This is a genomic window from Methylocystis sp. SC2, assembly GCF_000304315.1.
Taxonomy (GTDB): Bacteria; Pseudomonadota; Alphaproteobacteria; order Rhizobiales; family Beijerinckiaceae; genus Methylocystis.
Window position 1 is genome coordinate 1,597,283 of record NC_018485.1, and the last position, 11,989, is coordinate 1,609,271.

An 11,989-nucleotide genomic window follows, 5' to 3' on the forward strand; every position below is an offset into this window, starting at 1 on the left:
CGCTCAGCCGAATTCAATCGGACCAACGACCCAGACGACCCACAGGCCGAGCGCCAAATGCGGGGCGAAGGGCATCGGTGCGCGCGCATTTTCGAGCGTTCCCTGACGCAGGCTGATCACGGCCGATAGGAGCGCCGATATCGTCGCATAGACGAGACAGCTCGGCAGGCCTTCCGAGCCGAGCCAAAGTCCTGCGACGGCGAAGAGCCGAGCGTCGCCTTCTCCAACGCCAGCCGCGCCACGCAGGGTTTGATAGGCAAGAGAGACGAGCTGCAAGGCGATGAAGCCCAGCGCCGCCGCCGCGATCCTCGCGCCGATGGCTTCCGGCGCGATCGCAACGATCGTCACCAATCCGCAAAGGACGAGAAATAGAAGTGGTCCGTCAGGGATCACGAAGTAGCGGGCGTCGAACAGCGCGATCATGCAGAGCGCCATGAAAAGAAGCAGGCTGGGCAGCAGCAGCCAACCAAGTTCATCGCGTTGCCCCAGCAGAGCGGCGAGCGCAAGCAGCGACAGCCACGCGGTCATGGTCAACGGTCGCGAGTCGGAACGCCCCAGCAAAATGCCGCGAGCCACGGGCCCGAGCGCGCGGCGCCGACGTCGGCAAGAAGGCCCAAACAGCCTACCGACCGACATGAGCGCCTGCGAACTGATCGCGCAACGGAAATCCCCACCCTTTGCTGAACGGGCTCCTCGCTCGGGCTGCAGTCGAGCAGCCAAGAGAGCTTTGCCCGCTTCATCGAACACAATGACTTAACCCCTTTCCATCCTGAAGCGCGAATCATCACCGTTGTCTTACGCAGCGAAGCTTAGTAGACATGGCGAACGGTTCCGGGCGTCCAGACTTCTTGTTCACCCACGAGTTTCAGGTGTTGCGTTTGTTCCTCAGAGCAGCTGCCCTGACTTTAGTCGCCGCCGGCCTGGCCGCTTGCAATGCCTCATCGGTGGCGGGTGGACCGCCTGTGGCGGAGTGGAACGTCGCGCCATTGAAGGAAGGTCCGCGACTGCGCGGGGATGGGGCGAGAACTTCCGGAGTCACGCTCCCATCGGGAGGCAGGGGCCGGGCCATCGTCGCGACCGGCACGGGCCGGCTGATCGGCTCCGGGCAAGCCCCCGCAGCGGCGTCAGAATCGGCTGGCGAGGACGGCGTCACCCTTAACCTCGTCGACCTTCCGATCGCGCAAGCCGCGAAGATAGTGATCGGCGACATCGTTGGCGCCGACTTCGTGGTGGATCCCAAGCTCGATGGCAAGGTGACGGTCCATACAGCGAATCCCGTGCCTAAGAGCACGGCGCTCGATCTTTTCCAGTCAGCGCTGCGGGTGTCGGGCGCCTCCGTCGTCAAAGCTGGTCAAATCTATAAGGTTGTCCCGAGCGATCAGGCGGCCGTCTCGGGCGAAGTGATCTTGGGCGACTCGCTGCCGCCCCAGGCCGCGCCGTTAGGCGAAACCGTCAGGGTTGTCCAGCTGCGCTTTGTCTCAGCCGCCGAGATGAAGCACGTGCTGGAGCCGATTGCGGAGCATGGTTCCATTGTGCGCGCCGATGGCGCGCGCAACACGCTGACGATCAGCGGGACGGCGCAAGACATCGGAACGTTGCTCGACGCGATCCGCATGTTCGACATCGACACGATGAAAGGCATGTCCTTCGCCCTCGTTCCCGTCCGAAGCGGCGACGCCGATCTGCTGGCCGAGGATCTCAAGAATGTTTTCGGCTCGGAGCGTGAGGGCCCGATGGGCGGCATGATCCGTTTCATCGGCAACAAGCGTCTGTCGTCAATACTCGTGATATCGTCGCAGTCCGAATACATCTCCCGCGCACGCGCATGGATCGAGAAGCTCGACGCGCGCGCGGAACACAGCGACAAGCAGTTTTTCACCTACCGCGTTCAGAACCGCCCCGCCAAAGAGGTTGCGACGGTTCTGACATCGATCTTCGGCGCCAAGGGACAGACGGATTCGAGCGTTTCGCCGCGCCTCGGCCAGTCGTCGCTGTCGTCGGGCGGCCTGGGCGGCGGGGCGGCGGGCCCGCTCGGCGCGCTTTCCGCGTCCGGCCCGACCGGCGGCGGCGCAGGCGGCGGCCCCACATCTCCGACCGGCAGCGGCTCCAGCGACAGCAGCCCGTCGGGCGGCGGCTTCGGCGCGGGATTCGGCGGCGCCACGAGTTCGCCCAGCAGCATCAGCGGGCTCAGCGTGCCTGGCGGACCGAGCAACGGCGCGGCGGGTCCGACGCCGGCGGTCAGTCTCGACAACGACCGCTATAAGATCGGCGTCGACGACGCCAAGAACGCGCTGATCGTCATGGCGATTCCGGAGGACTATCGGCGGATCCGCCGCGTTATCGAAACGCTCGACGTGCTCCCGAACCAGATCTATCTCGAGGCCACTATCGCCGAAGTCCGACTGAACGACACCATTCGCTTCGGCGTTCGTTGGTTTATGCAAACGAATCCGCACCTTTTCGGCTACAGCAACCTCCCCGGGGCCACTCCAGCGGTGAACGACGTCCTCGGCCACAACTTGATTGGCGCGAGCGTAGGGGCCGTGTTTCCCGGCTTCGCTTACGCGGTCCGAGCATCCAATCAACAGATCACGATCGATGCGTTAAACGCGATCACTGACACGAACATTATTTCGACGCCGTCGCTGACGGTGCTCGACAACCGAGAAGCCATTCTGCAGGTGGGCGACCAGATCCCCGTGCAGACTTTGACCAGCGTGTCTGCGATAGGCAACACTTTCAACTCGGTCAATTACACCAACACCGGCGTCATTTTGAAAATCACGCCCCATATCAGCGAAAGCGGACGGGTGATGTTGGAGATCGAACAGGAAGTCTCCAACGTCGATCCCTTGTCAGACCCTAACAGCACAACGCCGCGAATTCAGCAGCGCAGGGTCAAAACTCAGGTCGTCGTCAATGACAATGAGTCGTTGATGCTCGGCGGACTGGTGAAGAACGAGACCGGCAAGAACTCTTCCCAGATCCCGATCGCCGGCGATGTTCCGCTGGTCGGCAATTTGTTCAAGAATCATGGCGACTCCATCGGCAAGCAGGAGCTGATCATCATGCTCACGCCCCATGTGGTGCGCTCGCTCAGCGAGGGTCGCGAGATCACTGAAGAATATAAGCGCAAGCTCCTCGACATATCGTCGCGCGCCATCGGACGCCCCCACGACATCGAACAATCGGTGCGGCGCACCCTGTTGGATCCCTGGTCGAAAAGTCCTTGGCGCGCGGACAAGGAGATGCGCTGACGCCGCTCAGCATTCCCCAACAAGGACGTTCTTGGCGGCGCCGATCGCGCGCAGCCGATCGGCGTACCGAGATTGACCGCGCCTGATTTCCCGAATCGCAAATTGCTTCCCGTCGGGCGGCCGCAAATCGAGAATGGCGTCTTTTGCGATCGTCTGGCCGGTTGGGAGGCGAACTTCGGCGTGAATGAGAAAGGCGCTCTGGTCGCCTGGCTGATTGAAATTCGCCGGGAAGCGCGGATCCGTCCGGTTAAGATTATTGGGATAGGGTTGCGACGCAAGAGCTCCCACCGCCTCGACAGGAAATCCCGAAAGCGCGGCGAAGAGCGCTGGCGGGCTCGAACGAGAGTCGACTCCCGAGTTTTTTGAATGGACTGTGACCAAAGGCAGAAGCGCGCTGAAGAGCGCGGAGTCGAGGCCGTTCACCTGATCGAGCTCCATGATCGTCTCGAACACCCCCTCCTTGGCGGCGAGGGGCTTACCGCCCTTCGACGTTGAGCCCATCTGGACGCCGGCATCGGTCGGCGACGTCCGATAGGCGATGATCGCGCTCGCCGCTTCCTCGGCTCTGCGTTCATCGAGGCCGAGGCCGAGAAACGCCGCTTGCAACAGTTCAGGCGGCGCGGCGTTCAAATCGATCTTGCCGGATTCGGCTTCCACCGCCAAAGCCACCACGGCTTGATCCAATACGCAAAATTTCGGCGCGCCGTCGTATACCGTCTCGCTCGTAGGCAAGGCGTCGCGTCGCATGAGCAACGTGAGCGTCGCGATATTGATCGCGCTTTCCGCAAGATAGTTCGCCTCCGTGGCGCTCGCGATATTGAAAGCGACCTGCAAACGCAAACGCCCGGAATTCATAAAGGCGACGACGAGCATGGCGATCAGCCCCGTGCCCCAGATCACCGCAAGCAACGCGAACCCCGCGCGTCGCTTGTTGGCGAAGCGAGGCGCTTCGCTGCCTGGGCACACGCCTTATCTCACTTGGCCTGCACGCTGCGAGAGATCGCGCCTGCGGAGCCCTCGCGGCCTTCGGGACCCAGTGACCCGACATCGTAGGGGCTGTCCCTGCCGGGCGATCGATAAAGATAGGCGTGTCCCCACGGATCTTTGGGAACGCCCGCGGATTTAAGATAGGGACCGCTCCAGGAGGAAACGCCGGCGGGCCGCTGCACCAGCGCAGTGAGTCCCTCCTCGGTCGTCGGATACCGTCCGGCGTCGATATAAAAGAGATCGAGCGCGCTGCCGATATTCTCCATCTGAATTTGAGCCGTCTTCACTTTGGATTCAGAGAGATAATTCAGAACTCGCGGACCGACGAGCCCAACGACCAAGCCGATGATCGCAAGCACGACCAGCATCTCGACCAGCGTGAAGCCGGCGCGGCGCCTTGCGGGGCGCATCACTCGGGCGCGGCGCCTCGCAGAGCGATCCAAATCCTTCTGCTGCATTTTTTCTGCTCCCATCCTGAAACCTTAGACGCTTCTTAAGCGCGCCGACTCGCCAGTCGACGCCGCGTCCGCCGGGAAACGACGTCAAAGCTCCACGTACACGTCGCAGCCGTAGATCGATACCGGATTGCCTTCCGCATCCTCGATTTTGTTCCAGCATTTGCCAATGCCCGAAATCATTCGATAGATGAAGACGCCTTCGGCTTCTACGACGCGCCTTTCGGGCATGCGCTGCCGACCCAAATAGTTGAAATAGGCCACGGCGATGTCATCGCCGCAGCGGTAGAGCGTTCCGCGGTCGAGCAGAAAGACGCTGGCGCGGTCCTTCGCATGGCTGATGCAGTAAGAATAGTGCATCAACGCGTCAGGTCTGACGTTGATATCGGCGTGGGCCGGCGATCCCAGGACCAGCGCGCCCCCCACCAGCAGAAAGACAAATGAGCGCGGCGCGGCGTCTTTGATTTTCGTTGACGAAACTTTGGGCAGAGACGGCTTATCTCGGCGCGCGACGCCGAGCAGGCTAATCAATCTCGCTCGGAAACGCCGAAAAATAAATCGCATCACACCTCCGGCAATCGAGCCGCGACCCGTCATGTCTATTGCTGTTTCATGGCCGGCGCAACGCGGAAGAAACGCAGGGCGGCGCGTCCTCGAATGCGCGCTCTGGAATCAAAATGGACTACGCTCTCGATGCAGAGAGAGCCTCATGCGAGGCGCAACTCTGTTTGAGGCAATTAATGCTCGGTCTATTGCAGATATGTGTCGGCAAGCGTTTCATCGTCGCGCTTGAAAGGGCCGCCGCGCGCCCCAAAAGTTCGGCGATGAGCACGCGATTCGTTGGATAATGACCTGCGGCTTTTGCGCCGCAGCAGGCGACCGGCTGTCGACCTCGACAGTCCGCCGATCGCCTGCTGCGTCATTTGCGCGCCGGAGGGCGCGCCCTAACCTGCTCAGAACGGGTTACAGTTCCGATTGGCGCAAGAAGGCCCGGTGATGATCGCGAACCGAGGCTCGTCCGGCCGCGACAATTCATTGATCGAGTTCTGGCACCAACTGCGCGTTCCCGCCAACGGGCAGGACATGACCTTCGGATCAAACCCCCGGTTGTTGTTCCATGCAGGCCATGGAACCTTCGAGTTGGCCTGAATCTGGTATGTTTTCCCCTGCGCGTCCTGAATAGTCACTGTGCAGGGCACCGTTTTCGTCGCAATGGGAACGACGATCGTGCGGCTGTAGTTATTCTCGTTAGGGGGGAACGGCGGAAAATCGACGTCAGCGACGTTTTTGCAGATCCCGTATTTGGTCCATTCAGGTCTGTTCTGCGCTTTTGTATCCCCGAGATTGATCTCGAAGTCCGTGTTGAAATCGGCAGGTTTGGGAACTGGAATGTTATTGGGCAGACCTTTCGGGCCTCCGACGGCGACGACAAGCCCCTCTCCTGTGTTGCTCTGAAAGCCGGCGGCATCGTCAACCGAAAACGCATAAGAGTTCGCGTTGAGATACTGGCTTCCATGGACCAAGAGCGTGAAGGGGTTGAACAGCAGCCTTTGCGCGGCTGATTGGCCCAATGTTTGACCCAACTGCGCCAACCGCAACACTTGCGCTGGCAGCGCTTGCGGCAACTGCGGCAGCTGCGTCTCTACGAAGTTATATTGCAGCTGAATATACTGGTTGATCGCCTTCGAAAACGGAGGCCAAGTGTTCGGCGCGAACGGGTTCAACGCATTGACGCCGGCTCCAATGTTCGTGCAGTAATTGTTGAATGGAACCCACCCGTATACATACTGCATGAGATACAGCTGACCGAGTTCGCCATTTAAGTTAGCGGGCAGCGGAAAGCCGCTTTGACAACCTTTGAGCGCCAGATATTTTTGGAAGTTCTCCTTGAAGAAGCTTTCGATGTTCTTATAGAAGCTCGCCTGCGGACACCCAGCTCCTGTCGTCGTGCAAGCCTTCCATTGAGCGACGAGATCTTTGAGCGCCTGCGAATCCAGAGAATTGGGCGTGAACGCCGTCTTGTTATTGTTGTTGGCCTTTTGGTTTAGCGCGTCCGTGATGAGGTTATAGGCGCCGGGAAGCCGCGGTCTTGCCTCGGCGTCAAGCGAACCCTTATAGCGCGGCCATTGCATCGAAGTTCGAAATGTTCTGAGCTTGGTTCTAAAGTCCGAGAAGGATTGCGTGGTGCCCAGGTAGCCGACCGCGCTCTTGTCCGTGCCATCATCTTTACAGGGCTCCGTCCGACAAGGGGCCAAAGCGATCGGCAAATAGACCTGGTCCAGGTAGGAAATGTTATATCCGACCTTCAAGTCGATGATCGCCGGGGGCGACACCGTCGTTTTGACGTTTGCAAATGTGTGCTCGAGCAGTTGAAACGGAATGCCTTCTGCGAAAGCTTCAGTATCCGAGAACAGGTCATTGACGGTTGAGGTGCAACCATCGCAGGAGAACTGCATGGATCCGGCCGCAGTTTTCAGCAGTTTCCCCTGATCTTGCTTATGCGCCGCTTCGATTGCTTCCTTGCTATCGAAAATAACGATACGGCCGCCGTTCCACCAGTCGGCATAGGGGTCTGGATCGTTCAGCAGAGTGGAATACCACGGGACCGTGACGGTGACCGACCCCTTGGCGGGAATGCCGGTCGTAGAATTGATATACACACGCGAGTAATGGGTCTCTGCGTAGGGCTTCGAAGCATCATTAAAGGCGGCCTGGAGCCAGGGATCGGGATTCTGAATGCCGGCCTGAATTACCGCCCAGATAGGTCCATCGGTGTTATTGTATATGTGGACCTTTTTATAGCAGTCCGGCGACGGACACTGGATGGCGCTTGCGGTTGGGACATAACCTATGACCAGCATCGCCAACAAGCACATATGTTTTATCTTGGGTAATGAGACTTTCATATGACACCCCCCAATCGCCGTCCTTGCGACGGCGAGCAGTATATTTGCAGCATTCGCATAGTTTTGTAAAACGTCGAGTTTCGAATTTCCTCCAGCGTAGTTGAGTCCTTGTGTCACGTTGCGCCCAATTGCAAGAATGCGCCTGTCAGGAGCTATCTTGGCCTGACAATGCGCTTTCAGGAAAATCAATAATTTAGTCGAAGCCATTGTGCTTCGGAATATTTATTTAAATTGACAATATGGCTTGCAAAGGCCGCCCGCATTTACGCGCCATGTTGGTCGTCGTCCATGTCTCGTCGATGAAGACGCGCTTTGCAGGATCGAGATCGAGCTGGCCTTCGAACCAGGGCTCGCGCTTCGCCTTCACATCCGCGCGATCTTGTCCGCTCGCATGGGCGCTCTTTTTTTGAACGTCAGCCCCAGGCGATCGAGAAAATCCAGAGCGCCGCGCGGCGCGCCTTGACGCCGCGCTCGGTCAGGAGTCGCTCGAGAAGCTCGCTGATCGTCATATCCGGCGTCGCCTCGATCACGAGCAGATCGTCGCGATGCGCGTCCGGCTTGGAGCGGCGCGCCTGACGCTCGCCCGTTTGTCGCGCCCGGCGAACCCACACGATTGCCGTCGCCTCGCCGATCCCGAAACGCTCGGCGGCGCCACGCGCCGAAAGCCCCGCCAACGCGGCGTCGATTACGCGATCACGCAAATCCTGGCTGTAGGCCCGCGCCATGCTGCGCAGAATCGCACGGCGCGATCGGTTCGGGGATCCTCAGCCGAATCGCAAAACCACGCGCTCCAGCTCGTCACAATTGACGGGGCCAGAGTTCTGCTTCTCTGGGTTCGACCTGCCACGAACGAAAGACCAGGCTGCGGTTCGAGTTGGCATTTTGGATCAACGCAGCGACAATAGGACCTGACCAATTTTTTATCGCCGTTGCTTGATCTGTCTCTGCACATAGTGCGTCGATCAAGTTTGGATCAAGCTCGAGAAGTTGGAAGGTCGTCGTCCAGATTAAAGGTCCAGTGCTGACGCGTTTCAGGCTGCGGTAGTGAGCCGCCGTCGTGCCCTTCCGCTTCGCGCCGATGTGCTCGGAGAGAAATCTCCTTGCCAGTTCGTCGACCGTGATTGCCGCTCGCTCACCACGACGTTCTTCTGCAGGGTCACCGCCGCGACGCACTTCGGCAAGAGTTGCCTGAGCTAACCCCCTCGCCTGCTCCGGCGTCAAATGTCCGAACCGGCCCATCGAAAAAGCGTCGACGGCAACCGGAAAGCGTCTCGCGCGTAATGTCAATCATAATCAATCTAATATCGCAGCATCGCGTAAGATCGGATAGCGCAGAATAGGCCGTGGATGAGACTCTTAATCAGCGGGTCCAAGGTTCGAGCCCTTGTGCGCCCACCAATTTAAGCAATCCGTTACGCAAAAATGCGGCACTAGCGGAATTACCTGCAAATTCGCTTGGGAATATTCAGAGTCGCTTCTCTCACTCTCCACAAGGTCCTTCTCTCGCCTCCGTTTCGTGGCCGCGCCCGCCTATGTCGATGTTGAGGATGACTTAAGACGGCGCGGACTCGTCAGTCCGCGATGGGCGCCGACGCCAAGGCCGTCGCGCAGACGATCGCAAGGGCTCTGACCGCGCAACGAACGAGCGGCCGAAACGTAAAAATCTCGCGATCTTCCTCTACTGTCTCGGCTGCGTTTGCGGCGCCGTTATCTCGGCGTGCGCTCGGACGCGCGATGCGGGCCAAGCCGACGTCGTCTTCGAACGCCCCGCCGACGGGAGCCGCCAATGCACTGGCTCGAAAAACACGAGCGGGAAATGCAATGACGACGGCGCCGCCGCGCGCGTCTCTACGCTAAAGGACAAGGAGCCGTTGGACGCGCTTCATACGAAAGATCTTCCCAAACCAACCAGGGATTCTCTCGACCCCGACGCCCCCGCTCCGACTGATGCGCTCAAGCGTATCCTATTCGGTGCGTCGTCGTCTGGCCGTCGATCCAGAATTGCGCGGACCGATTTGCGCGTGCGATAACGCTGGCGATCGGCGTCCCCAGCACGGACTGAAAGAAGCTCATGGATCATTCGCGCAATCCCGGATCCCCGCTCCATTTGAAGCTGGCCAGAGTTTTACTCGGGCTGCTGAACGTCGCCCTGCTCATCGCGGTTGCGCTCGTCCTGCTCCCGCTCGTCACGCCTTATTTCAAGCATGCGGGGTCATACCGCTGGATTGAATATGTTGAAGTCCTTGACGCGCGGATGATCCGGTGGGTCAAGTCGCTGGTCCCGACCAACTTCAAGGGCTATGAGCTGGCGCGCTGGTTCATCGTCGCAGGACTTCTCTTCGGCCGCATGTGGGTCGACGCCATGCGACGCAAGATCTCGACCGCGATCTACCATGCGACGGTGCAGCGTGACTTCGAGGCGCTGCAGTCCGCTGCCCCGTCCGACGCGCGGGTGCTTGCGCCGGTCAAGGAAAAAATGAAGACGATGGACGCGCGCAACCCCAAGAGCCGCGCGGAGCTGCTCAAGGTCATGGGCGACGCCAAGCGTCAGCTCGAGTCGATGGGCCGCGACCTCGCCTTTCTGTCCATTGACGTCGTCGACTCGACCAAGATGAAGCTCGGCGAGGACAAGACCTTCATCGAGCACGATTTTCGTGAATACAAGGACCTCGTCGACAGCAAGCTCCGCAGCAACGGCTCGCTGAAGGCGGCGTGGACGCCCGATGGCGTCATGGCCTGCTTTCCCTCCATCGACGCGGCGCTGAAAGCCGCCAAGGACGTGATCGGCGGTCTCGACGCGTTCAACGCCAATGTGAAGATGATCAAGTCGAACTTCACCGTTCGTTGCGGCATCAACGCCGGGCATGTTTACTACGACGAGCACACGCCGATGGAGGAAATGAGCGACCGCGTCATCGACATCGCCGGCCATATGCAGAAATATGCGCTGCCGGGCACGATCGCCTGCGCAAAGCAGATCATCGAGCCCGTGCAGCAGCGTGGAGGCTTCAACGATGCCGGCAAGGTGGTGGACGGCTACGAGGTCTACCAATGGACTCCGGCGAGCCGTCTGCAGGACGAGCGGGCGGTTTCCTGACGCCGCCTGCGACGCGCGGAGGGTTTTCGCGCGCGAAACGATCGCTTGATGCGACGTTCACGCGCGAAGACATCGCGCCGCGGCCGTCAGGCTCATGCGCCGAATGACCGTGGCCGGCGCGCTCGGGCCTGTTAAGCCTAGCCGTGGAATCCTCATCGTCGATCGGCAAAGTTGAGTAAGTTGCGGCGTTGCGTTTGCGAGTGGGGGCCATCCGTGGCTTGGCTTAAATGAAATGGGCCTTCTTGCTGAGATCAATCGCCTTGGCGTCGATTTCATTGGCCGACGCCGCCGCTGAGGATGCGTCGACGCGCCCGACGGCGACCAGGAACGCTCCAATCGCCACGCTGTCGGCGAAGCCGACGATGATCAATCCCGGCCAAGCCGCGACTCTGGCGTTTTCCGCAACGAACGCCGACGTCTGCACGGGTTCGAGCCGCCCGCGCGATCCGAACTTTGTGGTCCGTAAATCGTCTGGCGCTGTCGTCGTGCGTCCCGCCCGCACGACGACGTACACGATAAAGTGCAAGAAAGGCGCGGCGTCCACGTCACATCGCGCTGTCGTGACGGTAACGCCGGAACGCATCATCCTTTCCGAGATTTTCGACGGCGCGGTTCCTCACGCGCCTGACGCACGGATCGAAGATGGCGAGCTTCTCGCTCACGGTTGGAAGTCCGTCTATCACGGCTATGGTTCGAACTCGGTCGCCCGTCTTTTCGATGGCCAGGCGCTGGCGATACGCCCGAAGGAGTCAAATTCTGGGAACGAAACGCATGCCGGGCTGATCAGTGGGCCGCATCCGTCTTGGCCGGTCGACGTCAAGGGCGATTTGACCATCGAAGCCTCGCTGCACACAGAGGAGCAGTTGCGTCGGCAGAATGCGCCAAATCCGTGGGAAGTGGGCTGGCTCTTGTGGGACTATGTCGACAAAACGCATTTCTATTACTTCATCCCCAAGCCGAACGGCTGGGAGCTCGGCAAGGCGGACCCTGCTTATCCCGGCGACCAGCGCTTCTTGGCGTCGGGAAATCGACCGATTTATCCGATTCGAAATCGATATGTCGTCAAAATTGTTCAGGCCGTCACCCCGACGTCGACGACCATTTCGGCATTCGTCGACGGCGTTCTCTTGACCACCTTCACTGACCGAGAAAGGCCCTATTCGAATGGACTTGTCGGATTTTACTCCGAGGACGCCGCAGCATATTTCCATTCGGTCGTCGTGACGATTCCTCGCTCCGAAGCGGCTTTGAAATAGGACGTCGCGGCAGCGTGCGTCAGAGGCGTGC

At 59.9% G+C, this 11,989-nt stretch carries 11 protein-coding genes; 3 read left to right on the top strand and 8 right to left on the bottom strand.

Translation table 11 applies throughout. The features are described 5' to 3' along the window. Nucleotides 1-3: 3 nt before the first annotated feature. A complete protein-coding gene (locus BN69_RS07655) occupies nt 4-528 on the bottom strand; it encodes a prepilin peptidase (protein WP_244435059.1) in 525 nt (174 codons plus the stop codon). A gap of 434 nt (nt 529-962) precedes the next feature. Between BN69_RS07655 and gspD the strand changes: the two genes are divergently transcribed. Next, the gene (gspD, locus tag BN69_RS07660; RefSeq protein WP_014891012.1) at nt 963-3,257 is read left to right on the top strand and encodes a type II secretion system secretin GspD; all 2,295 of its coding nucleotides are present in this window, start codon (nt 963-965) and stop codon (nt 3,255-3,257) included. 6 nt (nt 3,258-3,263) lie between these two features. Here the strand turns inward: gspD and BN69_RS07665 are convergent, their stop codons facing one another. The 6 genes from BN69_RS07665 to BN69_RS19115 all read right to left on the bottom strand — a co-directional run bounded on the left by BN69_RS07665 (nt 3,264) and on the right by BN69_RS19115 (nt 8,892). Then, complete coding sequence (locus tag BN69_RS07665) at nt 3,264-4,223, bottom strand: type II secretion system protein GspK (RefSeq protein WP_014891013.1); 960 nt, start codon at nt 4,221-4,223, stop codon at nt 3,264-3,266. Between the two features lie 8 nt (nt 4,224-4,231). Continuing rightward, the gene (gspG, locus tag BN69_RS07670; protein WP_041927215.1) at nt 4,232-4,702 is read right to left on the bottom strand and encodes a type II secretion system major pseudopilin GspG; all 471 of its coding nucleotides are present in this window, start codon (nt 4,700-4,702) and stop codon (nt 4,232-4,234) included. A gap of 84 nt (nt 4,703-4,786) precedes the next feature. After that, nucleotides 4,787-5,296: a hypothetical protein gene (locus BN69_RS07675; RefSeq protein ID WP_244435060.1), complete on the bottom strand. Its 510-nt coding sequence runs from the start codon at nt 5,294-5,296 to the stop codon at nt 4,787-4,789. Nucleotides 5,297-5,652: 356 nt separating this feature from the next. Further along, nucleotides 5,653-7,812 (bottom strand): hypothetical protein, encoded by a 2,160-nt coding sequence (locus BN69_RS07685; RefSeq protein ID WP_148277063.1) that lies wholly within the window; start codon nt 7,810-7,812, stop codon nt 5,653-5,655. A 206-nt stretch (nt 7,813-8,018) separates the two neighbouring features. After that, the gene (locus tag BN69_RS07690; RefSeq protein ID WP_014891019.1) at nt 8,019-8,330 is read right to left on the bottom strand and encodes an IS630 transposase-related protein; all 312 of its coding nucleotides are present in this window, start codon (nt 8,328-8,330) and stop codon (nt 8,019-8,021) included. Nucleotides 8,331-8,403: 73 nt separating this feature from the next. After that, nucleotides 8,404-8,892 carry an integrase arm-type DNA-binding domain-containing protein gene (locus tag BN69_RS19115; protein ID WP_148277064.1) on the bottom strand — a complete coding sequence of 163 codons (489 nt, stop codon included), beginning with the start codon at nt 8,890-8,892 and terminating at the stop codon, nt 8,404-8,406. Between the two features lie 784 nt (nt 8,893-9,676). Between BN69_RS19115 and BN69_RS07700 the strand changes: the two genes are divergently transcribed. After that, nucleotides 9,677-10,702 (top strand): adenylate/guanylate cyclase domain-containing protein, encoded by a 1,026-nt coding sequence (locus BN69_RS07700; RefSeq protein WP_014891022.1) that lies wholly within the window; start codon nt 9,677-9,679, stop codon nt 10,700-10,702. Nucleotides 10,703-10,925: 223 nt separating this feature from the next. Here the strand turns inward: BN69_RS07700 and BN69_RS19770 are convergent, their stop codons facing one another. Beyond that, entirely contained in the window at nt 10,926-11,228 is a 303-nt protein-coding gene (locus BN69_RS19770) for a hypothetical protein (RefSeq protein ID WP_244435061.1), read from the bottom strand. Between the two features lie 34 nt (nt 11,229-11,262). Between BN69_RS19770 and BN69_RS07705 the strand changes: the two genes are divergently transcribed. Continuing rightward, complete coding sequence (locus tag BN69_RS07705) at nt 11,263-11,958, top strand: hypothetical protein (protein ID WP_244435062.1); 696 nt, start codon at nt 11,263-11,265, stop codon at nt 11,956-11,958. Nucleotides 11,959-11,989 lie beyond the last annotated feature (31 nt).

Excerpts from the sequence above, each read along its gene's own strand:
- BN69_RS07685 (WP_148277063.1), bottom strand. The coding sequence starts at position 7,812 with ATGGCTTCGACTAAATTATTGATTTTCCTGAAAGCGCATTGTCAGGCC.
- BN69_RS07675 (WP_244435060.1), bottom strand. The coding sequence starts at position 5,296 with ATGACGGGTCGCGGCTCGATTGCCGGAGGTGTGATGCGATTTATTTTT.
- BN69_RS07655 (WP_244435059.1), bottom strand. The coding sequence starts at position 528 with ATGACCGCGTGGCTGTCGCTGCTTGCGCTCGCCGCTCTGCTGGGGCAA.
- gspG (WP_041927215.1), bottom strand. The coding sequence starts at position 4,702 with ATGCAGCAGAAGGATTTGGATCGCTCTGCGAGGCGCCGCGCCCGAGTG.
- BN69_RS07700 (WP_014891022.1), top strand. The coding sequence starts at position 9,677 with ATGGATCATTCGCGCAATCCCGGATCCCCGCTCCATTTGAAGCTGGCC.
- BN69_RS07690 (WP_014891019.1), bottom strand. The coding sequence starts at position 8,330 with ATGGCGCGGGCCTACAGCCAGGATTTGCGTGATCGCGTAATCGACGCC.